Genomic DNA, 25690 nt, shown 5'->3' with positions numbered 1-25690 from the left:
CTTGCTGTATGTACGCAATGACACGCAGGTGCCGCCTGCAGGCGGGCTGCGCCTTATAATCAGCGTTTCAGCACGCCGCCGCTCCTTCATGCATACCGTTACCATCATCCTCATCCTCGTGTTGACCGTCGTCCTGTGCGGCTTTCTCGCCCGCTCGCGCTGGGTCAAACTGCCGCTGCCGCTGATCCAGATCGCCGGCGGCACGGGATTGGCCGTGTTTGGCGTGCAAGTGCCGCTCGATCCCGACATCTTCTTCCTGCTCTTCATCCCGCCGCTGCTGTTTCTCGACGGCTGGCGCATTCCCAAGGGCGCCTTCTTTTCCGATGCGCGTTCGATCCTGATGCTGGCCATCGGCCTCGTGCTGTTTACCGTGCTGGGCATGGGCTTTTTCATCGACTGGCTGATTCCCAGCGTACCGCTGGCCGTCGCCTTCGCACTGGGCGCCATTCTGTCGCCGACGGACCCCGTGGCCGTCTCGGCAATCGCCGCAGGCAATCCGATCCCGCCGCGCCTGATGCACATCCTCGAAGGCGAATCCCTGCTCAACGATGCGTCGGGCCTCGTCTGCTTCACGTTTGCCGTGGGCGCCATGATGACGGGCGGCTTTTCCATCGGCGCCGCCTCGCTGAGTTTCCTGCAGGAAGCGGGCGGCGGCATCATCATCGGCCTGGCCATCTCCTGGGGCGTGGGCCTGGCGAATAAATGGCTGGTGAGCAAGGTGGGCGAAGAACCGGGCCTGCAAATCCTCATCAGCATCCTGATCCCGTTCGCCGCCTACCTGGGCGCCGAGCAAATCCACGGCTCCGGCATCCTGGCCGCCGCGACGGCGGGCGTGTCCATGCATTACGCCGACCTGATCGGCCGCCCCCTGGCCGCCACGCGCACCCAGCGCAAGGCCGTGTGGGATACCGTGCAACTGGTCTTGAATGGCGTGATCTTCGTCATGCTGGGCGCGCAACTGCCCACTACCGTTGCCGGCTTGCCGGCAGCATCGGCCGAAATCGGTGCCGGCAGCGCCTGGAAACTGCCTCTGTTCGTCATCGCCATCACGGTGGGACTGACCTTCATGCGCTTCCTCTGGGTCTTCATTTCCATGAAACTGACCCTGTTCAAGCACCACAAGAAGGTGGCCGGCGAACCAAAGGACGCGGCGCTGCTGGCCCGCCCCAGCCTGCGATTGCTGCTAGTGGCGTCGTTCGCGGGCGTGCGCGGCGCGCTGACCCTGGCCGGCATTTTGACCCTGCCCTTGTTCTTGCCTGATGGCACGCGCTTTCCCGCGCGCGACCTCGTCATCTTCCTGGCCATGGGCGTGATTTTGCTGTCGCTGCTGCTGGCCAGCGTCACCCTGCCCCTGCTGACCAAGGGCCTCGTGTTTGCGCCGCCCGCGCGCCGTTCGACGGAAGAGCGCAATGCCCGCGCCGCTGCCGCCGAAGCGGCCATCGCGCGGCTGGAAAAAGTGTGCGAAGGCATCGACAAGAATGACAAGCAGCAAGTCGTCACGGAAGCGGCCAACCGCCTGATCGAAGCCTACCGGCGCCGCCTCGCGTATGGCGAAAGCAGCAACGACGAGGCGATGCGCTTGCAGGAACTGGCCAGGGCCGAACGCTCGCTGCGCCTGGAAGCGCTCAATGCGGAGCGCGATGAGCTGTTCCGCCGCCGCATCTCGGGCGAGCTGGACGACACCATCCACTTGCGCCTGCTGCGCGAAATCGACTTGCTGGAAGCGACATTGGAAGAATAACAACGATCTGGCCCGCCTAGGAAATGTTTATCAGTAATTCTCATGGCAAAGAATGCAAGTTTCCACATTCGTGTTTATAATGCAAGGTTTATGGCGTCATGCCGTGATTTACTTTCAACATGGACTTCCGTAGAGTATGTGTTGCAGAGTAACTATTTGAATAGCCACCGACCTGCATAAAGACACCGACGCCGTGCCCTTCTCTCCCCGCCACCGGCAGCGCCCCGCGCCGCCCGTCCTGCTCGCTGTCGTGCTGCTGGCCTCGCTGCTCGCCTGCGCTGCGCTGGCGCCGTGCGCGGCGGGGGCGCAAACAGGCGCGGCTGCCGATGCCAGGCGTCCCGCCGAAGTAGCCCAGGTCCTGTTTGGCATCATCAGTTATGTGCGCTGGCCCGTGGCGCGCCAGGAAGTGCGCGTCTGCATGCTCGGCGCACCCCGCTACGGAGCGGCCATCGTCGACACGCCCGCTTCCAGCCTGAGCCAGCGCATCCGCGTGAAAAGCCCGGCGATGGCCAGCGCGGCCAGCGAATGCGACGTCGTCTACCTGGGCAGCCTGCCCGAGAGCGAACGCGAGCACCTGCTGGCGCAGATCATCGGCAAACCGATTCTATCGGTCGCCGAACCGGGCACGTCCTGTACCGTGGGCACCATGTTCTGCCTGCGCCTGACCGAGGCGCAGATCGGTTTTGACGTCAACCTCGACGCCATCGCCCGCAGCGGCCTGCGCGTGCATCCGAACGCCTTGCAAATTGCACGTCGCAAGGGACCGCCGCCATGAGCGCCCGCATGAGCAACAAGCCTGCCCGCCAGCCCCGCCGCACGCTCGACAGCGTGCTGCGGCGCGCCCACCTGAGCGTGTCGCTGATCGCCGTGCTGGCGGCCGGCCTGACCCTGACTGCCGTGGCGCTGCTGGCCCTGCGCGTGTATTCGGACCAGAACCTGCGCCTGGTGGCCCGTTCGATGAGCTATACGGTGGAAGGGGCCGTCGTCTTTGGCGACTCCATGGCCGCCAGGGAAGCGCTGGCCCTGATCGGCGTCAATGAAGATATCGACCAGGCGCAGGTGAGCGACCAGGACGGCAAGGTGCTGGCCCGCTGGGAACGGGGCGAACACGGCACGCGCTACTACATCGAGCGTGCGTTGACGGGCTGGATGCTGCCCGATTCGCTGACCTTCCCCATCATGCGCAATGACCAGGCCATCGGCAGCATCAAGCTGGTGCCGCACAGCCGCAGCCTGCTGCCCTTCCTGCTCAGCGGCCTCTCCTGCCTGCTCGCCTGCCTGGTGCTGAGCCTGGTCGTTGCCGTGCGCCTGTCGCGCAGCATGGAAACGGAAATCACGTCGCCTCTGCGCCACCTGGCGGAAACGGCCCACCGCGTGCGGCGCGACCGCTCGTTCGAACTGCGCGTGCCGCCCGCCAATATTGCCGAACTGAACCAGATCAATGACGACTTCAACGCCCTGCTCGACGAACTGGAAGCATGGCAAAGCCATCTGCAGAAGGAACACGCCTCGCTGTCGCACCGCGCCAACCACGACAGTCTGACGGGCCTGTCGAACCGCGCCTTCATGGAAGCGGAGCTGGAACGCGCCATCCTCGACGCGCGGGTCGGCAATGGCAAGGTGGCCGTGCTGTTCCTCGACAGCGACCGCTTCAAGTACATCAACGACACCTTCGGCCATGCGTCGGGCGACCGCGTGCTGGTGACGATCGCCGCGCGCATCAAGCAGCAATTGCGCGAAGGCGACCTGGTGGCGCGCCTGGGCGGCGACGAATTCGCCATCGTGCTCAAGCCGCTGCGCAACAGCAGCGACGCCATGCACATCGCCGACAACATCATCGCCGCCATGGCGCAAGCCATTGAACTGCCCACTGGCAACAGCATCGTCAGCTCGCTGACCATCGGCGTGGCCGTCTTTCCCGATCACGCCATTGACGCCATCTCGCTCGTCGGCGCGGCGGACGAAGCCATGTACCGCGCCAAGCAGGCGCAGCGCGGCACGCGCCAGGTGGCGCGCCTGCCACAACCCCATATTCACCCCTGAACCAAGGAGCAACACCATGCAATTCATCTACACGCAATTACGCCGCGGCTTACTCGGCTTGTTCATGCTGGGCCTGCTGGCCGCCTGCCAGAGCACGCCAGAAGTCAAACCGCTGTTCAACGCCGAGCAAGTGGCCACCTTGAAGGAACAAGGCTTCAACCAGACGGACGAAGGCTGGGAACTGAGCTTTACCGACAAGCTGCTGTTCGAATTCGACGCCGCCAAGCTGGTCCCGCCCAGCCGCAACGCCATTCAGAAAATCAGCGCCGCCCTGCTGAAAGTGGGCATCACGCACATGCGCGTGGAAGGCCATACGGATAACGAAGGCACGGAAGCGTACAACAACAAGCTGTCGCTGGCGCGCGCCAACGTGGTGGCCGATGCCATGAGCGCATCGGGCATTCCGCGCGAGAACATCACCGTCAAGGGCCTGGGCATGAGCAAGCCCGTGGCCTCGAACGCCAGCAAGACGGGCAAGGCGGAAAACCGCCGCGTCACCGTCATCGTTTCGGCGCCTTGACCATGGGCGTGCCCGCCGTGCGCTGGGTCGTGATGGGCGTGTCCGGCTGCGGCAAGAGCGCCGTCGGCAGCCTGCTGGCCGACGCCTTGCACGTGCCCTACGTGGAAGGCGACGAGGTGCATCCGCCGGAAAACGTGGCCAAGATGGCGGCCGGCATACCCCTCGACGATGCCGACCGGGCCGGCTGGCTGGCCGCCCTGCGCGAGCGCATCGCCACGGCCCGCGCGCAAGGCAGCGGCCTCGTCGTCTCGTGCTCGGCCCTGAAGCGCGCCTACCGCGACGTGCTGCGCGAGGGCGACCCGGCCCTGCGCTTCATCCACCTGGACGGCCCGCGCGCCGTGCTGGAAAGCCGCCTGCAGCGCCCCGGCCATTTCATGCCGGCCAGCCTGCTCGACAGCCAGCTGGCCACCTTGCAGCCACTGCAGGCGGACGAGGCCGGCATGGTGCTCGACATCCGCCAGCCGCTGCCCGTTTTGCTGGAACAAATCCTGCAGGCGCCCTGACAGGCAGCCGCGCGGCTGGACAGCCCGCGGCCCCCTGTGTAGACTGGCGCGCACTTTCATGAGGGATTTTTATGAGCACACCAACGACAAAACCAGCACCGGGTCCGGAATTCTGGGAACGCGCCGACCAGGTCATCGCCCTGGCCAATGAGCAATGCATGCACAGCGGCGGCAATGAAGTGGCCACCTCGCTGCTGTACGCAGCTGCCCGCTTCAACGCCTTCCTCGTCGCCAGCAAGAGCAACGACGTGGCCAAGATGCAGGAAGAGAAGGAAGGCGCGGTGGCCTTCTTCACGGAACAGTACAAGCGCATGCTGACCGACAACTTCAACGACTACATCACCAACTTCGACAAATACACGCAACCGTCGTCGGCTCCCAAGGGCTGATGACGGCGGCCAGCCTGGACAGGCACCGCGCCCGCGCCACCCACGCCGATAGCGTGCTGCACGGCACGGTGCGCTTTGCGCCTTTGCCATCGCTATGGCTGACGGCCATGCTGGCCGGCGCCGTGACGGGCGCCCTGTGCTTCTTCAGCTGGACCGGCCTGCTGCTGTTTGCGGCCGGCACGGCCATCGTCCTGCTGTTCGGCCACTCGCTGGGCAGCCACCGCAAGCTGATCCACGACAGCTTTGAATGCCCGCAATGGCTGGAATATGCGCTCGTCTACCTGGGCGTGCTGGTGGGCCTCAGCGGCCCGCTGGGCCTGCTGCGCCAGCACGAACTGCGCGACTATGCGCAGCGCCTGCCCGACTGCCACCCGTATTTGCGTCACGGCACCGGCTTCTGGCGTGATGCCTGGTGGCAATTATTCTGCCGCCTGGATCTCGACCACGCGCCGCACATCGCCATCGAGCCGCGCATCGCGCACGACCGCTTTTACCGTTTCCTGGAAAGAAGCTGGATGCTGCAGCAACTGCCATGGGCCGTGCTGTTCTTCGCCTGGGGCGGCTGGGGCCTGGTCTGCTGGGGCGTCTGCGCGCGGGTCAGCGCCGGCGTGCTCGGCCATTGGCTGATCGGCTACTTCGCCCACAACCATGGGCAAATGCATTTTCATGTCGACGGCGCCGCCGTGCAAGGCCGGAATATCCGCCTGACGTCGCTGCTGACCATGGGCGAATGCTGGCACAACAACCATCACGCGTATCCGGGCTCAGCCAGGCTGGGCCTGCTGCCGGGCGAATGGGACCCGGGCTGGTGGATGCTGCTGCTGTTGCGGCGCCTGGGCCTCGTCTCCGCCCTGCGCCTGCCGCAAGACCTGGCGCCGCGGCCGGAACTGCGCGAAACGGCCGGCCACAGATAGTTATTGACCAATCGTTCACCAATGCATATAGTGGTGCCAGAAACAGGGCATCCCGCCCCGTCGCACCCATCGCCTACCTACCATGGCCAGACCGCGCAATTTTGATGAAGCCACCGTCACCAGCCAGGCCGCCGCCGTCTTTGGCAGCCTGGGCTACAACGCCGCGTCGGTCGATGACCTGGTCAAGGCTACGGGTTTGCTGCGCGGCAGCCTGTACAAGGCTTTCGGCTCCAAACGCCATCTGTTTGAGCGCGTGCTGACGCAAGCACTGCAGCCTGGCTGGCCGGCGCGGGAAGAAGCGGTCGATTTGCTGATCATCGCATTGAAGGAACTGGCGCCCTCTGACGCCGCCATCACGGCGCTGTGTCGTGCCGCCGTACTGGACACGGGCGCCGATACGTCCCGCCTGCTGGGCGAACGCCTGTTAAGCCATCTGGATCAACCACCGAAGGAGACACCATGCCTAGCCTCGAATTGAACGACGATGCACTGACCATCCACCTGGCCCTGTGGGAAAAACTGGCGTCCTTTCAGGGCAACCTGTGCATTCCCCTGCAGCATGTGCGTGGAGCCACCGACGATGACGGATTCCGCGGCGCGGCCCTTGGCTTGCGCGCACCGGGCACCAACCTGCCGGGAGTCATTTCGGCAGGCACTTATCACAAGGGCGGCGACCGCCAGTTCGTCTTCATGACGCGCGGCATGCAGCCACTGGTCATCGAATTGCAAGGCGAAAAATGGGCGCGCCTGGTGCTGGGCGTGCCTGATGCACGCGCCATGGCGGCGCGCATCAATGCGCTGGCCATGGTGCCAGCCTGAAGCATCAGTCCGGTTCGCCAAGCAGGTAATTGTTCTTCACGCGCACATAGTGCTCGGCCGAATAGCGCAAGTAGGCGATTTCCGCGTCCGTCAGCGCCCGTACCTTGGCGGCGGGGCGGCCCACGTACAGGTGGCCGCTTTCCAGCACCTTGCCCGGCGACACCAGGCTGCCCGCGCCCAGCATCACGTGTTTTTCCACCACCACGTCATCCATGACGATGCTGCCCATGCCGATCAGGCATTCGTCGCCAATCGTGCAGCCATGCAAGATGACGGAGTGGCCGATGGTCACGTACTTGCCGATGGTCAACGGTGAACCGTCAGGCTTGGCCGCATTCCTGTGCGACACGTGGCCCATGGAAAAGTCCTGGATATTGCTGCCTTCGCCGATGACGATGCGGTTGACGTCGCCGCGCAGCACGCTGTTGCACCAGATCGAGCAGTCGTCGCCGATCTGCACATCGCCAATCACTTGCGCCGTGTCATGCAGGTAGACGCGCTCGCCCACGACGGGGCGGGTATTCAGGTAGGAACTGACAGGCATCGCTTTCTCACTCTTCATTAAATTGAAACAACAGGATTCACACCCAGCCGGCGGCCAGCGCAAAAATCGCCAGGCCATGGGCCAGGGATGCGCCCAGCAAGCCGGCACGGCAATATACCAGCCCCGCCACCACGCCTTCGATCACGGTGAAGACGACGATGGGCGCACCCACCTGCGTGACGGTGGTGGCAAGGAAGGCGTGGCACAGGCCAAACAGCAGGCCCGACACGAGCGCCGCGCGCCAGGCCGGCAGCCAGGCGCGCAATTGCTGCTGCAGCAAGCCGCGAAACAGCAATTCTTCATAACAGTTGGCCGCCAGCGCAAAACCCAGCAGCAAGGGCAGCAGGGATGGCGCGACGGGCGGCAGGGATGGCAAGCCAAACAGCGCTTTCAAGCCCGCCGCCAGCGCGATGATCACTGCAGCGCCCGCCACGCCCAGCAGCACGGACAGCACCGGCCGCATGCCCAGCCAGTGGATCTGGCGGCGCGCCTCGCTTTCCAGCCAGCACGTGCTGGCCACCAGCCCCAGCGACATGGCGCCCAGCGCCAGCAAGACCAGCGGCGGCGCCGTGAAGCGCAAGCCGCCCGCCGCCACTTGCCAGTAGCCGTGCGCCGTCATCGCGTCGCGCGCCAGCACGAAAAACACGATGTGCACGAGTACGCGCAGCAGCGGCACCGTCCGGGGAACGGCCAGCAGCAAGGCGGCGCAGACGAGGAAGGCGGGCGTGATCGCCAGCAGATACTGCGCCAGGGAAGTCAGGTCGGCCATCGCTCACATCGGGAAAAGACGGTGCCAACGGGCACGGGCGCAGCAATTGTATGCGGCGGCTGGCAAAATGGGCAAATATCCAGGCTATGCCGCCTTGCGCCCCCAATGCATCAGCCCGTGCGCCGCCAGTCCCGCCGCCAGCCCCCACAGGGCGCCGCCCACGCCCAGCAGGGTCACGTTCGCAGCCGTCGCCAGGAAAGTAATCAAGGCCGTTTCGCGCATGCGCACGTCCGCCATCGCCTGCGCCAGGCTGTTGCCGATGGCGCCCAGCAAGGCCAGGCCCGCCAGCGCCGTGATGAAGGGGCGCGGCAAGACCATGAACAGGCTGGCCAGGGTGACGCCGAAGACGCCCACGAGGATGTACAGCACGCCGCACGCCAGGCCCGCGACATAGCGCTTCGACGGGTCGGCATGGGCATCCTTGCCCGTGCAGATGGCGGCCGTGATGGCGGCCACGTTGAAAGCGTGCGCGCCGAACGGCGCCATGAGCAGCGAACCGAGTCCCGTCACCGTCAAAATGGGATTGGCGCTGACCTGGTAGCCGTCATTGCGCAGCACCAGCATGCCGGGCATGTATTGCCCCGTCAGGGTGATCAGGAACAGGGGCAGCGCCACGCCCAGCAGGGACGCCACGGAAAAGCGCGGCATCTCGAACACGGGCGCGGCCAAGGCCAGTTCGATGCCTTGCGCATCGATGCGCCCCTGCGCCAGCAGCAGGGCCAGGCCGATCAGCATGATGCCGACCACGGCAAAGCGTGCCGTAAAGCGGCGCAGCACCGCGTACGACAGCAGCAATACCACCACCAGCACGGGGTCGGCGCTGGCGCCGCCAAACGCGTTCACGCCGAACTGCAGCAGGATGCCGGCCAGCAGACCGGCCGCGATGCCACCGGGGATCAGCCGCACGAGTCGTTCGAAGGCGCCGGACATGCCCAGCAGAATGAAGGCAATGGCGGAAATGATATAGGCGCCGATCACCTCGGCATACGGCGTGTGCGGCATCACGGTGGCAAGGAAGGCCACACCGGGCGTGGACCAGGCCGTGATGATGGGCGCGCGGTAGCGGTAGCTGAGCCAGATGCCCGTCACGCCCACGCCGATGCTCAGCGACCAGACCCAGGACGCCGTCTGCGCGGCGCTCAGCTGGGCCAGCTGGGCCGCCTGGAACACCAGCACGAAGGTGCCGCCATAGTTGACGAGGACGGAAATGAAGGCGGCCATGGTGGGGGATGCCAGGTCGCGCCAGCGCGCCCGGTCGGCCATGGCGGCGGTTGTTGTGGTTGTTGTCATGTATATGCCTCTGCCAATGAAAGCCAGCATATTAATGGCCGCATGGACTGCTCAAGCATGCCAATTCAAGCACATACAGCAGACCACTTCGATAGCATTAACCCAGTGCGCGGGCCAGGCGGACGATGCCGCTGTCGATCTCGTGCGGCGTGAGCGCCGCAAAACCCAGCAGCCAGCCGCCGCGCGCCGGCGGCGTCGCGTACAGCCGGCTCAGGCCCGGCAGCACGATGCCCGCCTGCGCCGCCAGGCGTATGGTGTCCAGCTCCACCCTGCCCTCGTGCAGCAGACAGGGCATCTGCAAGCCGCCCGGCGGCAACTGCGCCGTGACCACGTGCGGCAGGTGCCGCTGCACGGCCTGCGCCATCGCATCGCGGCGCACGGCATAGACCTTGCGCATGGCGCGCACATGGGCCGCGAAATGGCCATCGGCGATGAAACGGGCCAGTGTCAGCTGATCGAGTTGCGGCGTGTGACCGTCGAGGATGCTGCGTGCATGGGTCATCGGCTGCACCAGCGCGGGCGGCAGCACCATGTAGCCGATGCGCAGGCCCGGATACAGCGACTTGGCGAAGGTGCCCAGGTAAATCGTGCGCTGCTGCGTGTCGAGCCCCTGCACGCACGCCGTCGGCATGCCCGCGTAGTGGAACTGGCTGTCGTAATCGTCCTCGATGATCCATCCCTGGCGCTCGGCCGCCCAGGCAGTGAGGGCCAGGCGGCCCTCTAGCGCCAGGGTGGCGCCCGTCGGATACTGGTGCGACGGCGTGACGTACACCGTATTGGCCCCGCTCGTGTCGGCACGCAGGCTTGCCGTGCACAATCCCTGCGCATCGACGGGCACGGGCACGACGCGCAGCTGCGCCATCTCGAACGCCTTGCGCGCGCCGAAATAGCCGGGGTCCTCCATCAGGATGGGGCCATGCGCGTCGGCCAGCACTTGCGCGCACAGGTACAGGGCCTGGCGCGTGCTGCTCAGCACCAGCACCTGGCCGGCCGTGGCCCGCGCGCCCCGCTCCAGGTTCACATAGTCGGCGATGGCCTGGCGCAAAGGCTCGGCCCCTTGCGGGTCGCCGTGCAGCAGCACATGGTGTTCGCTGGCCGCCTGGCGCCGCAAGCGCTCCCACACGTCAAGCGGAAAAGCCCGCGTTTCCGGCAAGCCCGTGGCGAAAGCTCTTACGGTCTGCTGGTCGGCCACGCCACCGCTGGCGAGAATCTGTGCGCCGCGCGCGCTGAGCGCCACCGGCTGCGCCGGCATGGACAACGGCGCTACCGCCGGCTTGCCCAGTAAGCTCGCGCCTATCGTCGGCGAGACGAAACTGCCCGATCCCGCCTGGCGCTGGATATAACCGTCCAGGCGCAGCTGCGCGTACGCCATTTCCACCGTATCGCGCGACACGCCCAGCGACTGCGCCAGCGCGCGCGTGGCCGGCAGGCGCAGGCCCGGTGCCAGCACGCCATCGAGTATCAGCTGGCGCAGCGCGCGCTGCACGCGCACGCGCAAATCGAGCGCCGCCAGTTCGGGCGCGGCGATGCGGATTTTCAGGGTGTCGAGTTCGAACTGCGGCGTCATAGGGCCTTGGCGCGGACGGCATCCACGGCGGCCATGCTGCTGTCCAGCGAAAAACCGTGCTGCTGCAGCACGGCCACCAGCTGTTCGCCGGCGCAGCCCAAGCGCAGGTTTTCCGCCACCCAGTCCTGCCAGGCGGCGCCGATCTCCGGCATGGGCTCGGGCGCCAACGTGAGCCCGAGTATGCATTTGGCCAGCAAGCCGTTGATGCGTTTCGTGTCGATCAGGTGCTGCACCACCGCATGGCCCGACTGGGGAAACGGGTGCAGGGTGCATTGACCATAGGCGGCCAGGCGCTGCGCGTGCATGGCGTCAAGGTTGACCGATTCGCTGGCGCTGGCGCCAGAGTTAGCTACATCCGGTCGGGCCGCGTCAGGCCGCGTGCCGAACACCAGGTGCAGCTGCGTATGCTCGGTTGCCCTGGCGCGGCACAGGGCCGCCAGGTCGTAATAGCCGGAGGCTGGCGGGTCTTGCGCCAGCGATTCCATCACGGGCAGCCAGCGCAGCTCATGGTACAAGCGCGCCTGCTGCACGTCGAGAAAGGACAACGGCCCGAAGGCGACGATCTGCTGCACGTCCAGCAGCAAGCCATACATGACGGCCGCGTACGCGCCCATGGACTGGCCGATGGTCGTGACCTGGCTGGGCGCGATGCGGCGCACGAGATCGCGCAAGGATTGCGCCGTCTCGTCGACGTGGCTGCCCAGGCCTGCGATGCGGCGGTGGTACCAGGCATTGCCCGAATCGCGCACGAGGATCTTGTTCAGCGGCTGCCCGCTGGCCTGCTCCAGCTTTCTCAGGCGCCCGTAAAAATCGAAGGCGGGACGCGTGGTCCACGAGGCGAAACCGAAGGCGATGACCAGCGGCGCGCCGGGCACGATGCGGTCGACCAGCACGTCGTCGTCAGTGGTGGCCACCAGTCGATTATCCAGCGCTTGCGCTTGCAGCATCGGCCCGGCTCCCCGATCAACGTTAAAGAAAGCATGAGTTTAATGCCAGGACTGGCAAAATGGAAACAATCACCGCTGCCGTGCGCTGAGCGGCGCGAAAAACCTGCTAGTCTGCAGGCATTCCCCCTCACAGGAGCATCCCATGCCGCATCGCCTGACATACCTTCCCCTCGCCGCCGCCATCGCCATGGCCGGTGGTTGCGCCGCCACCAGCGACAGCGCCAAGCCGAACGCCAGCCTGGCGCCGCAGGCCAGCCTGACGAATACCTACTGGAAGCTCACGCAGCTCGATGGCGCGCCGGTGGCGATGGCGCCGCAGCAGGAGCGCGAAGTGCGCATCACCCTCACCGCCGATGGCAAGGTCACCGGTTTCACTGGCTGCAACCGCGTCATGGGCGGCTATACCGTGGCCGGCACGGCCCTGCGCTTCACGCAACTGGCCGGCACGCGCATGGCCTGCCCGCCCCCTTTGATGCAGCTGGAAAGCGCCGTGCTGGCCAATTTGAACAGCGTGACGGGCTACCAGATCGAAGGCGAGAAGCTGATCCTGCTCAAGGATGGCGCGCCCGTGGCCAGGTTTGAATCGGTGTACCTGTAGGCTGTCGTCCGGCAGCAGGTCAGATGACCTTGAAGATTTCCAGCCCCCGCTGATTGCGCAAGCAGTACACTTGCTCAGATTGAAATGAGACGACAAATTTGCAGGGGCTCGATTCCACCAGGCAGGCAACGACTTCGCGCAAGGTGCTGCTGCAGGCATTGTATTCATCGCTGTTGTAGCGGAAATTGATCCTGTACTCCACCCGCCAGTCCTGCGGCGACGGCAGAAATTCGGCAAGCACGCAGTCAGGGCTGGCGCTTCCCATACCTTGCTCAATGCTCCTGATACGGACATAAAAACTCAGGCCCGACTCGGGGAACCAGCCATTGAAGCCCCTGTCGCTCGGCTCGACGTCCTGCGCCCCGCAGCGCGTCAATACGTCGGTCAATACCCCTTGCTCCAACTGCGCATCCGCTTCCAACGAAAACTCGATTGCCACTATCTGTCCTTGTCCGTATCTTGCCGGCCACGATGACCGGTGCGCTGAATGTAGCACAGCACGCATATTGCGCTTTCACCTTACAATGGGCGCTTGCAAAAAAGCCTCAACCAACCCGCCTGGAAGGAAGCCATGTCCGCACTGCCCTCGCCGTCTTCATCCCCGACTCCATCGGCCGCCGGCCGCTACCGCGCTTTTCTGTTCGACATGGACGGCACCGTCATCAATTCCATCGCCGCCGCCGAACGCATCTGGGGCACGTGGGCGCAACGCCAGGGCCTGGACGTGGCGGCCTTTTTACCCACGATCCACGGCGCGCGCTCGGTCGACACCATCGCCAAACTGCGCTTGCCCGGCGTCGACGCGCAGCGCGAGTCGCAGGGCATCACGGATGCGGAAATCATCGATGTGGAAGGGATCATTGAAATCGCCGGTGCGCTGCGCTTTTTGGAATCGCTGCCGCCCGCGCAATGGGCCATCGTCACCTCGGCGCCGCGCGCGCTGGCCACTGCCCGCCTGAAGGCGGCGGGCATGCCGATACCGGCCATCATGGTGACGGCGGAAGACGTCAAGGCAGGCAAGCCGAAACCCGATTGCTACCTGCTGGCCGCTGAAAAACTGGGCGTGGCGCCCGCTGACTGCCTGGTGTTCGAGGATGCGTCCGTCGGTATCGAGGCGGGCGAAGCGGCCGGTGCGAAGGTCATCGTCGTCACGGCCACGCATGCGCACCCGCTGGCCACGCGCCACCCGGCCATCGACAATTATGAAGCCATCGTGGCAAGCGTCGATGGCGACGGTTTTATTGTCCTGGCCGAGACGGCTGCAGCACGCGCGACAAGATAGCCTGCTCCAACGCGGCGAAGGCCGCATGGCCGCGCTGACGCGGGCGCGGCAAGTCCACCTGCACGTCCATGGTGATCTGGCCATCCTCGATCAGCAGCACCCGGTCGGCCAGGGCCACGGCTTCGGCCACGTCGTGCGTCACCAGCACGGCCGTGAAGCCGCGTGCCAGCCATAGCGACTCGATCAACTGCTGCATCTCGATGCGCGTCAGGGCGTCGAGCGCGCCCAATGGTTCGTCGAGCAGCAGCAGTTGCGGCTCGTGCACGAGGGCGCGCGCCAGCGCCACCCGCTGTTTCTGCCCGCCCGACAGGGCAGATGGCCAGTCGTCGGCCCGTTCGGCCAGGCCCACTGTCCACAGCGAGGCGGCCGCCGCGCCGACGGAACGGGGCAAGCCCAGGGCCACGTTGTCGAGCACCGTTTTCCACGGCAGCAGACGCGATTCCTGGAACATGATGCGGATGTCGGGCGCGCCCACGCCGCTGCCGATGGCGATTCTGCCGTCATCGGCACTTTCCAGTCCCGCGATCGAGCGCAGCAAGGTGCTCTTGCCGCAGCCGCTGCGCCCCACGATGGCGACAAATTCTCCCGCTTCCAGCTGCAGGTCGACGTTCTTCAAAACAGGGCGTTCGCCATAGGCCTTGCTCAATTGCGTCAGCTCCAAAGGCACGCCACGGCGCGCCAAGGGAGCTTGCGGCGCGGCCTTGGCCTGCGGCGGCGCACTGGCCGGGTCGTATTGCACGAAATGCGACAAAAAATCCGTTTCGATCTGGATGGGGGCAAGCAGCATGGTGTCTTCCTTCGTCATTTCGTCACTATCGGTAAGCGGGATTCCAGCGCAGGCAGTGGCGCTCCAGCCGGCGCGAGAACAGATCTGCCAGCTTGCCCAGCAAGGCGTACAGCAATATCCCCACCAGCACCACGTCCGTTTGCAAAAATTCGCGCGCATTCATCGTCATGTAGCCGATGCCGGCCTGCGCCGAGATGGTTTCGGCGACGATCAGCAGCACCCACACGAGGCCCAGCGAAAAGCGCACGCCAACCAGGATGGACGGCATGGCGGCCGGCAGGATCACGTCGCGGTACAAAGGCCAGCCCGAGAGACCATAGCTTTTCGCCATTTCGATCAAGCCCTGGTCGGCCGAACGGATGCCGTGGAAGGTGTTCAGGTAGACGGGAAAGAAGACGCCGACGGCCAGCAAAAACAGCTTGGCCGTTTCGTCGATGCCGAACCACAGGATCACCAGCGGAATCAGGGCCAGCGCGGGGATGTTGCGCACCATTTGCAGGGTTGTGTCGAGCAGGGTTTCCGCGTGGCGGAAGCTGCCCGTCAATAGCCCCAGCAGCAAGCCCAGTCCCGCACCGACGGCGAAACCGACCGTCGCGCGCCACAAGCTCGTTTTCAGGTGCAGCCACAGTTCGCCCGACACGGCCAGGTGCCAGAACGCTTCCGCCACGGCCCACGGCTCGGGCAGGATGCGGCTCGACAGCCAGCCCCACTGCGCCGCCAGCTGCCAGGCCAGCAGCAGCGCCACAGGCAAGGCCCATGGCGCCAGCGAATCACGCCATGGCGCGCCGCCTGCCCGTCGTATGGAGCCGGCCGCCATCTCAGGCCGCCTTTTTCTGCGGTGCGGCAGGCACGATATTGCTGGCCATGACTTCGCCGAAGGGACCCGTCAGTGACTGCTCACCCACGGCCTTGCCCTTGCCCAGCAGCGGAAACACCAGTTCGGCGAAGCGGTACGACTCTTCCAGATGCGGGTAGCCCGAGAAAATGAAGGTGTCGATGCCCAGGTCCGCGTATTCCTGCATGCGCGCCACCACGGTCGGGCCGTCGCCGACGAGGGCCGTGCCCGCGCCGCCGCGCACCAGGCCCACGCCGGCCCACAGGTTGGGCGACACTTCGAGCTTGTCGCGCCGCCCGCCATGCAGGGCCGCCATGCGCTGCTGGCCCACGGAATCCATCTTGCCGAACGCCGCCTGCGCCTTGGCGATGATGTCGTCGTCCAGGTGGCTGATCAGTTCATCGGCCGCGCGCCAGGCCGCCTCGTTCGTTTCGCGCACGATCACGTGCAATCGGATGCCAAACCGGACCGTGCGGCCTTTTTTTGCCGCGCGCGCGCGGATGTCGGCAATCTTTTCCGCGACGGCGGCCGGCGGCTCGCCCCACGTCAGGTAGACGTCCATCTGCTCGGCCGCCAGTTCATGCGCGGGTTCCGACGAGCCGCCGAAATACAGCGGTGGATACGGCTTTTGCACGGGCGGGTACAGGGTTTTTGCACCCTTCACCTGGATATGCTTGCCCTCGAAATCGTAGCCGGCCGCGCCGCCCTCGCCCGCCAGCGTGGCGCGCCACACCTTGATGAATTCATCGGAGATTTCATAGCGCTTGGCGTGGTCGGCAAACAGGCCGTCCGCTTCCAGCTCGCCCTGGTCGCCGCCCGTGACGACGTTGATCAGGAGGCGCCCGTTCGACAGCCGGTCGAACGTGGACGCCATGCGCACGGCCAGGCCGGGCGTGGACAGGCCGGGACGGATGGCGACGAGGAATTTGAGCTTTTGCGTCACGCTGATCAGCGACGACGCCACCACCCACGCATCTTCGCAGGAGCGGCCCGTCGGCAGCAGCACGCCGTCGTAGCCGAGCGTGTCGGCGGCCACGGCCACCTGGCGCAAATAATCGGCATCGACGGGACGCGCGCCCTGCGACGTGCCCAGATAGCGGCTGTCGCCGTGGGTAGGGATAAACCAGAAGACATTCAATGACATGGTGTTCCTTTCTTATTTTGTGCTGGTGGCCAGCTGGCGCGCCGGCAGCAGCGCGTCCTTGACGACGATCGGTTTCGGGATCAGCTTCAGGCTGGAAAACGCATCGGCCACCCTTTGCTGCGAAGCGATGACGTCGACCGACACGGGTTTGACGCCATACGCATAGCGCGAGGCGGCCAGCGCCACGACATCCTTGCCCAGCCCCGTCTGTGCCGACAGGATCGTCGCCACTTCGTCCGGGTTGTTGCGGCCCCAGTCATCGACCTTGGCCACTTCATCGAGCACGATGCGCAGGATCTCGGGATTTTTTTCCGCATACGTGCGCGAAGCCAGGTAGAACTGGTAGTTCGCCACCAGGCCCTTGCCATCGGCCAGCACGCGCGCACCCAGCTGCTTTTCGGCGGCCGCCAGGAACGGGTCCCAGATGGCCCACGCATCCACGCTGCCCCGCTCGAAGGCGGCGCGCGCATCGGCCGGCGGCAGGAACACGGGCTGGATATCGGCGTACGCGACACCGGCCTTTTCCAGCGCCTTCAATAACAGGTAATGCACGTTCGAACCCTTGTTCAAGGCGATTTTCTTGCCCTTCAAATCGGCCAGGGTGCGCAGGCCGGAACCCTTGGGCACGACGATGGCTTCGCTGGCCGGCGACGCCGGCTCATTGCCGACGTAGACCAGGTTGGCGCCGGCCGCCTGGGCAAAGATCGGCGGCGCCTCGCCCACAGTGCCGAAATCGATGCTGCCCACGTTCAAGCCTTCCAGCAGCACGGGGCCGGCCGGAAACTCCGTCCATTTCACGCCCACGCCCTGTTCGGCCAGGCGTTTTTCCAGGGTGCCGCGCCCCTTCAGCAGGGTCAAGGTGCCGTATTTCTGGTAGCCGATACGCACCTGCACCTGGACCTCCCCTTTGGCCTGCGCCTGCGCCGCGGCCGGCATGCCGGCCGCCATCACGCCGGCAGCGGCGGCAAACAGCAGGCCCAGGGTGGTACGGCGCGAAAGTCGTTGTGCGTGGCGGTGTGTCATGGCATTTCCTTGGTCGGTGAATAATCAGGCGGCTTGATAGTGGGGCGCATACGGCTGGTCTTGCAGCGAACGCACGGGGTGCGGGATCTCGGCTGGCGCGGGCGGACGCTGTCCCTGCAGCACGAACAGGCCGGTGGACAATTCCTCGATGCCGGCCTGCACACGGTCGGCAATCGGCGCGTCCAGGCTCAGGCCCCCTTCTTCGTGCCACGCCAGCTGCTGGGCATTGGCATAGATGCTGGTGAAGACTTGCTTGGCGCCCAGCGCATGGAGCACGGGACGCAGCGCATAGTCGAGCGCCAGGGTGTGGGCATGGCCGCCGCCCGTGGCCAGCGGCAGCACCAGCTTGCCGGCCAGGCCATCTTGCGGCAGCAGGTCGAGGAAGGCTTTCAGCAGCCCTGTATACGATGCCTTGTAGATGGGCGTGGCGATCACGATGGCGTCGGCATCAGCCACGGCGCGCACGGCGCGGGCGATCGCCGCATCGTCGTAGTCGGCCAGCAGCAAGGCGCGCGCCGGCAAGGCGCGCACATGCAGCTCGGCGTAGCTGTGGCCCTGCAGCGCCAGCTGTTCGCCGATATGCAGCAGCAGGCGGCTGGAACTCGATGGGAGTTGCGGGCTACCGCCCAATAACAAGATGCTCATGTGATGCCCGTCCCTGTAAGTGATCGAAAGTGGCGTTGCTCGGATGCTTGCAGCCTATCGCCATCAGAAGCCCAGTAAAACGAATGCTTTCGCGCTTTGATATGCGTTTTTTGACTATCCGGACCTGACGCCCCGCAAGCGAAGGTGCTCATCCCCGCATGGCTTTTTTCGCATATCCATGCGCGGTTTTCTTCGTGTACGGCGCACGCGGGGCGGTGCAATATCGGCGTCATCGTCTTTCTGGAATCTCACTCATGTCTAGCGTTTTTCTCCATGCCGCCCGTCCCCAGCCGCCTGTGCCGGAACCCCTGCAGGACGCCATCAGCATCGCCACGTCGCTGGCCGCACGCCTGGCCGAAACGGCCAATGCCCGCGACCAGGCCGGCGGCCATGCGGCGCAGGAACGCGAATGGCTGCGCGAGTCGGGCTTGCTGACCCTGTCGATTCCCGTGGAATTCGGCGGCCAGGGCGCGTCGTGGCCCCTCGTCTACCAGGTGATCCGCATCCTGGCGCGCGCCGACAGCGCGCTCGCGCACATCTTCGGCTTCCACCATTTGCAGCTGGCCGGCCTGCAGCTGTATGGCAGCGCGCAGCAGCAGCGCCGCCTGCTCACCCTGACCGTCGACGAGCGCCTGTTCTGGGGCAATGCCTTGAACCCGCTCGACAAACGGGTCACGGCCACCGACAGCGGCGACGGCTATATCCTCGACGGCATCAAGAGTTTTTCCTCCGGTTCCGTGGGGTCCGACTGGCTGACCGTCTCCGCCTGGCACGCGCCCACGCAGACGGCGCTGATCGCCGCCCTGCCCACGCGCCAGGACGGCGTGACCGTGCAGGCGGACTGGGACGCCTTCGGCCAGCGCCAGACGGACAGCGGCAACGTGCACTTCCAGAATGTCGCCCTGCCGCGCGACCTCGTGCTGCAGGCGCCCGCGCAGGCCCCCACGCCGCAAGCGACCGTGCGCTCGCAGATCGCGCAGCTGATCATGAGCAACCTCTATCTGGGCATCGCCGAAGGCGCGTTCGAGGCGGCGCGCCAGTACACGGACGAACAGACGAAAGCCTGGTTTGCCTCGGGCGTGGCCAAGGCAACGGACGACCCCTTGGTGCAGCACCGCTATGGCCAGCTATGGCTGTTGCTGCGCCCCGCGCAAGTGCTGGCCGACTTGGCAGCGCAGGAGCTGGAAACGGTATTTCGCAAAGGCGCGCTGGTGACGGCGCGCGAACGGGGCTTGCTGGCCGTCTCCGTGGCCGAAGCCAAATGCCTGGCGCACAAGGCGGGACTCGAGATCAGCAGCCAGATGTTCGAACTGACGGGCGCCCGTTCCACCTCGGCCCAGTATGGATTCGACCGCTACTGGCGCAACGTGCGCGTGCATACCCTGCACGACCCCATCGACTACAAGCTGCGCGACCTGGGACGCTTTGCCTTGAACGGCACGGTACCCGAGCCGACGGCGTACTCGTAAAACCACGGCTTGGGCGAATCGATACATTTACGCAGTAGGCTATTCAGCGGACTTCCGGGGTCAGACCCGGCGGGATCTGACCCCGTTCCACTAGAGGGKCAGACCCCGGCGGGTCTGACCCCAGTTCTTCACTAAGCAGGAGTTAACATGTCCATCACCCGCCGCAGCATCATCCTCACCGCCCTGTCACTCGCCCTGGCTGGCGGCTGCGCCCACGCCAAGGACCCGAAAGACATCACCATCGGCACCAGCGCCGGGCCGTACGCGGACCAGATCAAGCTGGGCATCAAGCCTATCCTGGAAAAGCAGGGCTACAAGGTCAAGCTGGTCGAGTTCAATGACTACATCCAGCCGAACTTCGCGCTGGCCGAGGGTTCGCTCGACGCCAACGTGTTCCAGCACATCGTCTACCTGAAGAAATTCGCGCTGGAGCACAAGCTGGCCCTGACGGACCTGATCACGATCCCCACGGCGCCGATTGCCATCTACAGCAAGAAGCACAAGACCCTGGACGACGTGAAGGAAGGCACGACGGTGGGCTTGCCGAACGATCCGACCAACCAGGCTCGCGCGCTGGTGCTGCTCGACCAGCTGGGATGGATCAAGCTGCGCGCCAGCTTCGACCCCGTGCGCGCGTCGGAAAAGGATATCGCCGTCAACACGAAGAAAATCAAGCTGCTGCCGCTGGAAGCGGCGCAGCTGCCACGTTCGCTGGGCGACACCGATTACTCCTTCATCAACGGCAATTACGCGCTGGCGTCAGGTCTGAAACTGACGGAGGCGCTGGTGGCCGAGAAAATCTCGCCCAACTACATCAACCTGGTGGCCATCCGCACGGCCGACAAGGACAAGCAGTTCGCGAAGGACCTGGCGGCCGCCTACCGCTCGCGCGAGTTCCTCGACATCACAAACAAGCACTTTGCCGGCTATTCGAAACCCGATTACCAGCAAGCGTTGCAGACGGCAGCCAAATAAACCATGGCAAAGACGATACGCTTCAACGCCTTCCAGATGAATACCGTCGGCCACCAGTCGCCGGGGCTGTGGACGCATGCGCGCGACCGCAGCCACCGCTACACGGATCCCGCACACTGGACGGAACTGGCGCAGCTGCTGGAAGCGGGCCTGTTCGACGCGGTGTTCCTGGCCGACGTGCTGGGCGTGTACGACGTGTACCGGGGCAGCCTCGATGCGGCCCTGGAACACGGCGTGCAAGTGCCGCTGAACGATCCGCTGGCGCTCGTGCCCATCATGGCGCAGGCGACCACGCACCTGGGTTTCGGCGTCACCTGCGCCCTCACCTATGAACACCCGTACACGTTCGCGCGGCGCATCTCCACGCTCGACCACCTGACGGGTGGGCGCATCGGCTGGAACATCGTCACCGGCTACCTCGATAGCGCGGCGCGCAACCTGGGCTTGAGCCAGCAACTGGGCCACGACGAGCGCTACGACCTGGCCGACGAATACCTCGATGTCGTCTACAAGCTGTGGGAAAAGAGCTGGGACGACGACGCCGTCGTCAACGACAAGGTGCGCGGCATCTACGCCGATCCGGCCAGAGTCCATCCGATCAACCATGCCGGGCGCCACTATCAGGTGCCCGGTATCCATTTGTGCGAGCCGTCGCCGCAGCGCACGCCGCTGCTGTACCAGGCGGGCACCTCTCCGCGCGGCACGCGCTTCGCGGCGCACCATGCGGAAGCGACCTTCGTCAGTGGCCCCAGCAAGACGGTGGTCAAGCTCTACGCCGACGATTTGCGCGCCGCCGTGCGGCAAAGCGGGCGCGATGGCGACGCGCTGCTGATCTACGCGCAGGCGCTCGTGATCACAGGCGCCACGGAAGAAGAAGCGCGCGCCAAGCATGCCGGCTACCTGCGCCACGTGAATATCGAGGCGGCGCTCGTGCTGCTGTCCGGCTGGACGGGCGTCGATTTCAGCCGCTACCCGCTCGACGCCACCATCGACTACATCGATTCCCCCGCCGGCCGCTCGGCGCTGGCCTCGTTCAGCCAGGCCGACCCGGACCGTACGTGGACGGTGCGTGAAGCAGCCGAATACATCGGCCTGGGCGGGCGCGGCCCCGTGCTGGTGGGGGATGCGCGCCAGGTGGCCGACCAGCTGGAAAGCTGGCTCGATGAAACGGGCATCGACGGCTTCAACCTCGCCTTCGCCGTCGCCCACGACAGCATGGCAGACGTGGTGGCCCACATCGTACCGGAACTGCAGCGGCGCGGCCGCTACCGCACCCAGTACGAGGAAGGCAGCTTGCGCCACAAAGTCTTCGGCCAAGGCCCGCGCCTGCCCGCCGATCACGCGGGGCGCCTGGTCAGCATCGCGCCCGCAGACGCCGCCCTGGCGGCGGCCTGACACATCCAATTTCCCATTCAAGGACACCATGAAACGCAGAACCATCTTGCAACTGGCCGCCAGCGGCGCCGCCCTCTCCGCCTTGCCCGGCCTCACCAGCGCCGCCGCGCAAGCACCGCTGAAGGAGCTGCGCCTCGACTACGCCTATTATTCGCCCACCAGCCTGGTGCTGCGCCGCTTCGGCTGGCTGGAAGAAGCGTTCAAGCCGGACGGCACCAGCATCAAGTGGGTGCTCAGCGCGGGCAGCAACCGCGCGCTCGAATACCTGAACGCCAACAGCATCGACATCGGTTCGAGCGCCGGCCTGGCCGCCCTGCTGGCGCGAGCCAACGGCAACCCCATCCGCGCGCCGTATATTTTTTCGCGTCCCGAATGGACGGCGTTGGTGGTGCGCAAGGATAGCCCCATCCGCAGCCTCGCCGACTTGAAGGGCAAGAAGGTGGCCGCCACCAAGGGCACCGACCCGTATCTGTTCCTGCTGCGCTCATTGAAGACGGCGGGCCTGAAACGCGGCGATATCGAACACGTGAGCCTGCAGCATGCCGATGGCCGCGCGGCACTGGAGCAAGGCAAGGTCGATGCCTGGGCCGGCCTCGATCCGCACATGGCCGCCAGCGAACTGGAAGCGGGGTCGCGCCTGATCTACCGCAACGTCGCCTTCAATACCTACGGCTTCCTGAACGTGCGCGAGGAATTCCTCGCCAGCCGCCCCGCCGAAGTGGGCAAGGTGATACAGGCCTACGAACGGGCGCGCGCCTGGATACGCGCCAATCAGGCCGAGGCGGCGAAGATCCTGTCGGAGGAAGCCAAGGTCAGCCTGCCGGTGGCGCTGCTGCAGGTGAAACTGCGCAGTGACTTCAGCAATCCGCGGCCGTCGAACGAACATGTGAAGGCCCTGCTGGTGGCCGCGCCCATCCTCGTCGATGAAGCGCTGGTCAAGCCCGGCACCGACTTGAACCGCGCCATCGCGGACCTGGTCGACACGCGCTTTGCCGCCCCCTTCATCGGCAAGGCGTAAGCGGCCATGGCCAGAGATACGCTCGCCGCGCCGGTACAGGCCAACGAAACCGGCGTCCGGCGCAAGCTTCCTCCCTTGCCGCGCGCGGCGCTTGGCCTGCTACTGCCCGCCCTGGCGCTGCTGGCGGCGGAACTGGGTGTGCGCACGGGCGCCATTCCCGCCAACCTGCTGCCGGCGCCCAGCGACATTGGCGCCACCATCGCCGATCTGGCGCGCCAGGGCCTGGCTGGCCATGTGCTGGCCAGTACCGGTCGCGTGACCATCGGCTTTGCGGGCGGCGCGCTGCTGGCCATCATGCTCGGTGCGGCCGTGGGCTTGAACCGCACGGTGGAGGCGCTGCTCGACCCCACGTTCCAGGCCTTGCGCGCCATTCCCTCGCTGGCCTGGGTGCCCTTGCTGCTGCTATGGCTGGGCATCGATGAAGCGCCCAAGCTGGTCCTGATCGGCATCGGCGCCTTCTTCCCCGTCTACATGGGCGTGGCGTCGGGCATCCGCGACGTGGACCGCAAGTTGATCGACGCGGCCCGCATGTACCGTTTGAGCCGGCCCGCGCTGGCGCGGCGCGTGCTGTTGCCGGCCGCGCTGCCCGCCATCTTCACGGGCTTGCGCAACGGTTTGAGCCTGGCCTGGATGTTCATGGTGGCGGCTGAACTGATCGCCGCCAGCCGGGGCCTCGGCTATCTGCTCAGCGACGGGCGCGAAACGAGCCGCGCCGACATCGTGCTGGCGGCCATCGTGCTGCTGGCCGTGCTGGGCAAGGCCAGCGACAGCCTGATGCAACGCCTGGAGACCCGTTTGCTCGCCTGGCGCGATAGCTATGCCACTCCCTGACGAAAGCACCCACGCATGACTGCCTTGCTTGACATTGCCATCCACGACAAATCCTATGGCGCGCGGCGCGTGCTGCATAATCTGCAATTGCAGCTGCACCGGGGCGAAATCGTCAGCCTGATCGGCGCCAGCGGCTGCGGCAAGAGCAGCCTGCTGTCCATCGTGGCCGGCCTCGATACGGACTTTCGCGGCGCCCTGCGCCTCGATGGCAAGCCGCTGGCCGGCGTGCACGCGGACATCGGCCTGATCTTCCAGGAACCGCGCCTGTTTCCCTGGCTGACGGTGGCGCAAAACATCGCCTTCGGCCTCGGTGCCGGTGGCGAAAATGATCCCAGGGTCGCGCAGCTGCTGGAGGAAGTGGGCTTGCAAGGCCATGCGCACAGCCTGCCCAAACAGCTGTCGGGCGGCCAGGCGCAGCGCGCGGCGATTGCCCGCGGCCTGTTTGGCCAGCCCCGCATCCTGTTGCTGGACGAACCGTTTTCCGCCGTCGACGCTTTTACGCGCATGAAGCTGCAAGACTTGCTGGCCGCCGTCGCCGCGCGCCATGGCTTGAGCGTGCTGCTGGTGACGCACGATATCGATGAAGCGCTTTACCTGAGCGACCGCATCGTCATGCTCGATACGCGTGCCGGACCGCCACGCGCCCATTACGACGTGGCCGCGCCCCGTCCCCGCCTGCGCACGCCGGCAGCGCAAGCGCAATTGAAGGAGACTATCCTCGGCGAACTGCACGCCGCGCACGCGATCTGAGGCTGGCTCGCCGCCCCAGTGACAAGCCTTGTCATTCATGTTAGCTTGCCATGGTAAAAACAAACAGGCGGCTACGTGCATTTTTCCTTACTTACCGTCCTCGCCATCCTGGCCCTCGGCCACAGCGCGGCGCACGCCGAGGCACCGGCCGACACCGGCCAGTCCATCCACGTCAACAGCATCCGCAATCCGGAATTGAAATCGTATCGCGTGATGGCGGCGGGCCTCGATGCCTTTGACGAGTACCATGCACTGGCGCCCAAGGCGCGCGAAGTGCGCTTCCAGCTGATTCCGGGCCCCGGCACTCCGGCGGACATCATGCAGGACGTGGCCTTGCGCATCGCCGGCAACGACACCACGATCACCGTGCCCCTGTCGGCCGATGGCAGCTTTGTGCTGCCCCGCAGCGCGCAAGCCGACAGCGGAGATGCGGACCTGGTCACCAACAGGAAGCAAGGCCAGTTCCGCTGGCAGGCCAGCGTCCGCAGCGACGATGTGCCACCCGGTATGCGCCGCCTGGGCGACTTGCGCCTGCAATGCCAGGTGATGGTCGCCATTGCAAAGAAAGAGACGCCCTTCTTGATACGCACCCTGGTCGTCACCAAGCTGCGCACCACCGACTGGTGTTCCGCCGACGCGCTCAAGATGGGCACGCATAGCGATCCGGCCATCGCCAGCGCCACCCTGCTCGATGGGGAGCGCCGCGTCGCGCTGCAGGTGAAAAATGGCGGCACGGCCTTCCTGGCGCCCGTCGGCGATACCCGTTATGCGGACGATACCCTGATCGAACTGGTGTACATGGACACTGGCGATGCGCCGCCCGCATCGTTGTGACGTTTGCGTCCAGCCCCGTTCCATGTCAGCATACGCCACCTTGGCACCACGGATAAGG

The 25690-nt window shown here is 65.6% G+C and carries 29 protein-coding genes; 18 read left to right on the top strand and 11 right to left on the bottom strand.

The genetic code is table 11. The features are described from left to right. The first annotated feature begins 88 nt into the window (after positions 1–88). The 9 genes from AC4BCN_RS11905 (at position 89) to AC4BCN_RS11865 (ending at position 6929) form a co-directional block, all read left to right on the top strand. Complete coding sequence (locus AC4BCN_RS11905; protein ID WP_128139749.1) at positions 89–1741, top strand: Na+/H+ antiporter; 1653 nt, start codon at positions 89–91, stop codon at positions 1739–1741. 193 nt (positions 1742–1934) lie between these two features. Continuing rightward, positions 1935–2516: a regulatory sequestration protein YfiR gene (gene yfiR / locus AC4BCN_RS11900; protein WP_456149293.1), complete on the top strand. Its 582-nt coding sequence runs from the start codon at positions 1935–1937 to the stop codon at positions 2514–2516. Positions 2517–2524: 8 nt separating this feature from the next. Continuing rightward, positions 2525–3784 carry a diguanylate cyclase DgcN/YfiN gene (gene dgcN, locus AC4BCN_RS11895; RefSeq protein WP_181877856.1) on the top strand — a complete coding sequence of 420 codons (1260 nt, stop codon included), beginning with the start codon at positions 2525–2527 and terminating at the stop codon, positions 3782–3784. Between the two features lie 16 nt (positions 3785–3800). Next, positions 3801–4304 carry an outer membrane lipoprotein YfiB gene (gene yfiB, locus AC4BCN_RS11890; protein ID WP_128139751.1) on the top strand — a complete coding sequence of 168 codons (504 nt, stop codon included), beginning with the start codon at positions 3801–3803 and terminating at the stop codon, positions 4302–4304. Between the two features lie 2 nt (positions 4305–4306). Continuing rightward, complete coding sequence (locus tag AC4BCN_RS11885) at positions 4307–4807, top strand: gluconokinase (RefSeq protein ID WP_128139752.1); 501 nt, start codon at positions 4307–4309, stop codon at positions 4805–4807. Between the two features lie 71 nt (positions 4808–4878). After that, complete coding sequence (locus AC4BCN_RS11880) at positions 4879–5196, top strand: DUF3144 domain-containing protein (RefSeq protein ID WP_034782889.1); 318 nt, start codon at positions 4879–4881, stop codon at positions 5194–5196. Continuing rightward, positions 5196–6110: an acyl-CoA desaturase gene (locus AC4BCN_RS11875; protein WP_490493377.1), complete on the top strand. Its 915-nt coding sequence runs from the start codon at positions 5196–5198 to the stop codon at positions 6108–6110. The genes AC4BCN_RS11880 and AC4BCN_RS11875 overlap by 1 nt, the downstream gene beginning before the upstream one ends. 82 nt (positions 6111–6192) lie before the next feature. Then, positions 6193–6588 (top strand): helix-turn-helix domain-containing protein, encoded by a 396-nt coding sequence (locus tag AC4BCN_RS11870; protein ID WP_485879622.1) that lies wholly within the window; start codon positions 6193–6195, stop codon positions 6586–6588. Then, positions 6570–6929, top strand: a complete 360-nt coding sequence (locus AC4BCN_RS11865) for a hypothetical protein (RefSeq protein ID WP_490493376.1) — start codon at positions 6570–6572, stop codon at positions 6927–6929. Before AC4BCN_RS11870 ends, AC4BCN_RS11865 begins: the two co-directional genes overlap by 19 nt. 4 nt (positions 6930–6933) lie before the next feature. On the opposite strand, the gene AC4BCN_RS11860 is transcribed toward AC4BCN_RS11865, so the two are convergent. The 5 genes from AC4BCN_RS11860 to AC4BCN_RS11840 form a co-directional block, all read right to left on the bottom strand. Continuing rightward, a complete protein-coding gene (locus tag AC4BCN_RS11860; protein ID WP_490493375.1) occupies positions 6934–7473 on the bottom strand; it encodes a gamma carbonic anhydrase family protein in 540 nt (179 codons plus the stop codon). A 37-nt stretch (positions 7474–7510) separates the two neighbouring features. Further along, positions 7511–8242: a CPBP family intramembrane glutamic endopeptidase gene (locus tag AC4BCN_RS11855; protein ID WP_490493374.1), complete on the bottom strand. Its 732-nt coding sequence runs from the start codon at positions 8240–8242 to the stop codon at positions 7511–7513. 84 nt (positions 8243–8326) lie between these two features. Beyond that, positions 8327–9505 carry a benzoate/H(+) symporter BenE family transporter gene (locus tag AC4BCN_RS11850; RefSeq protein WP_490493597.1) on the bottom strand — a complete coding sequence of 393 codons (1179 nt, stop codon included), beginning with the start codon at positions 9503–9505 and terminating at the stop codon, positions 8327–8329. 124 nt (positions 9506–9629) lie between these two features. Further along, positions 9630–11099 (bottom strand): MocR-like pyridoxine biosynthesis transcription factor PdxR, encoded by a 1470-nt coding sequence (gene pdxR / locus AC4BCN_RS11845; RefSeq protein ID WP_139092361.1) that lies wholly within the window; start codon positions 11097–11099, stop codon positions 9630–9632. Then, positions 11096–12046: a hypothetical protein gene (locus AC4BCN_RS11840; RefSeq protein ID WP_490493373.1), complete on the bottom strand. Its 951-nt coding sequence runs from the start codon at positions 12044–12046 to the stop codon at positions 11096–11098. The genes pdxR and AC4BCN_RS11840 overlap by 4 nt, the downstream gene beginning before the upstream one ends. Before the next feature lie 142 nt (positions 12047–12188). Between AC4BCN_RS11840 and AC4BCN_RS11835 the strand changes: the two genes are divergently transcribed. Next, entirely contained in the window at positions 12189–12644 is a 456-nt protein-coding gene (locus tag AC4BCN_RS11835; RefSeq protein WP_139092363.1) for an META domain-containing protein, read from the top strand. 19 nt (positions 12645–12663) lie between these two features. Here the strand turns inward: AC4BCN_RS11835 and AC4BCN_RS11830 are convergent, their stop codons facing one another. After that, positions 12664–13083, bottom strand: a complete 420-nt coding sequence (locus AC4BCN_RS11830; protein WP_072454672.1) for a hypothetical protein — start codon at positions 13081–13083, stop codon at positions 12664–12666. A 132-nt stretch (positions 13084–13215) separates the two neighbouring features. On the opposite strand from AC4BCN_RS11830, the gene AC4BCN_RS11825 reads away from it, so the two are divergent. Next, positions 13216–13926: an HAD-IA family hydrolase gene (locus AC4BCN_RS11825; protein WP_139092364.1), complete on the top strand. Its 711-nt coding sequence runs from the start codon at positions 13216–13218 to the stop codon at positions 13924–13926. Here the strand turns inward: AC4BCN_RS11825 and AC4BCN_RS11820 are convergent. The 5 genes from AC4BCN_RS11820 to ssuE are packed head-to-tail and all read right to left on the bottom strand — an operon-like array spanning position 13883 to position 18360. Next, positions 13883–14713 carry an ATP-binding cassette domain-containing protein gene (locus tag AC4BCN_RS11820; RefSeq protein ID WP_139092365.1) on the bottom strand — a complete coding sequence of 277 codons (831 nt, stop codon included), beginning with the start codon at positions 14711–14713 and terminating at the stop codon, positions 13883–13885. The two genes, AC4BCN_RS11825 and AC4BCN_RS11820, sit on opposite strands and share 44 nt — an antisense overlap. Before the next feature lie 25 nt (positions 14714–14738). Then, the gene (ssuC, locus tag AC4BCN_RS11815) at positions 14739–15530 is read right to left on the bottom strand and encodes an aliphatic sulfonate ABC transporter permease SsuC (protein ID WP_490493372.1); all 792 of its coding nucleotides are present in this window, start codon (positions 15528–15530) and stop codon (positions 14739–14741) included. A 1-nt stretch (position 15531) separates the two neighbouring features. Continuing rightward, the gene (gene ssuD, locus AC4BCN_RS11810) at positions 15532–16692 is read right to left on the bottom strand and encodes an FMNH2-dependent alkanesulfonate monooxygenase (RefSeq protein WP_070279091.1); all 1161 of its coding nucleotides are present in this window, start codon (positions 16690–16692) and stop codon (positions 15532–15534) included. A 12-nt stretch (positions 16693–16704) separates the two neighbouring features. Next, positions 16705–17715: a sulfonate ABC transporter substrate-binding protein gene (locus AC4BCN_RS11805; protein ID WP_490493371.1), complete on the bottom strand. Its 1011-nt coding sequence runs from the start codon at positions 17713–17715 to the stop codon at positions 16705–16707. Positions 17716–17739: 24 nt separating this feature from the next. Beyond that, positions 17740–18360 (bottom strand): NADPH-dependent FMN reductase, encoded by a 621-nt coding sequence (gene ssuE / locus AC4BCN_RS11800; protein WP_490493370.1) that lies wholly within the window; start codon positions 18358–18360, stop codon positions 17740–17742. A gap of 254 nt (positions 18361–18614) precedes the next feature. Between ssuE and AC4BCN_RS11795 the strand changes: the two genes are divergently transcribed. The 7 genes from AC4BCN_RS11795 (at position 18615) to AC4BCN_RS11765 (ending at position 25632) form a co-directional block, all read left to right on the top strand. Then, complete coding sequence (locus AC4BCN_RS11795) at positions 18615–19829, top strand: acyl-CoA dehydrogenase family protein (RefSeq protein WP_490493369.1); 1215 nt, start codon at positions 18615–18617, stop codon at positions 19827–19829. Between the two features lie 147 nt (positions 19830–19976). Continuing rightward, the gene (locus AC4BCN_RS11790) at positions 19977–20804 is read left to right on the top strand and encodes a MetQ/NlpA family ABC transporter substrate-binding protein (protein WP_456149285.1); all 828 of its coding nucleotides are present in this window, start codon (positions 19977–19979) and stop codon (positions 20802–20804) included. 3 nt (positions 20805–20807) lie between these two features. Further along, a complete protein-coding gene (locus AC4BCN_RS11785) occupies positions 20808–22199 on the top strand; it encodes an LLM class flavin-dependent oxidoreductase (RefSeq protein WP_490493368.1) in 1392 nt (463 codons plus the stop codon). 28 nt (positions 22200–22227) lie between these two features. Next, positions 22228–23217, top strand: coding sequence for an aliphatic sulfonate ABC transporter substrate-binding protein (locus AC4BCN_RS11780; RefSeq protein ID WP_485879610.1), 990 nt, complete (start codon positions 22228–22230; stop codon positions 23215–23217). Between the two features lie 6 nt (positions 23218–23223). Then, positions 23224–24048: an ABC transporter permease gene (locus AC4BCN_RS11775; protein WP_490493367.1), complete on the top strand. Its 825-nt coding sequence runs from the start codon at positions 23224–23226 to the stop codon at positions 24046–24048. A 15-nt stretch (positions 24049–24063) separates the two neighbouring features. Continuing rightward, a complete protein-coding gene (locus AC4BCN_RS11770) occupies positions 24064–24798 on the top strand; it encodes an ABC transporter ATP-binding protein (RefSeq protein WP_490493366.1) in 735 nt (244 codons plus the stop codon). 75 nt (positions 24799–24873) lie between these two features. Next, the gene (locus tag AC4BCN_RS11765) at positions 24874–25632 is read left to right on the top strand and encodes a hypothetical protein (protein WP_490493365.1); all 759 of its coding nucleotides are present in this window, start codon (positions 24874–24876) and stop codon (positions 25630–25632) included. Positions 25633–25690 lie beyond the last annotated feature (58 nt).

The organism is Janthinobacterium sp. Bl 1 (assembly GCF_058215535.1).
Note: the sequence above shows the minus strand (reverse complement) of the source record. Positions and strands in the feature narration are given on the sequence as shown.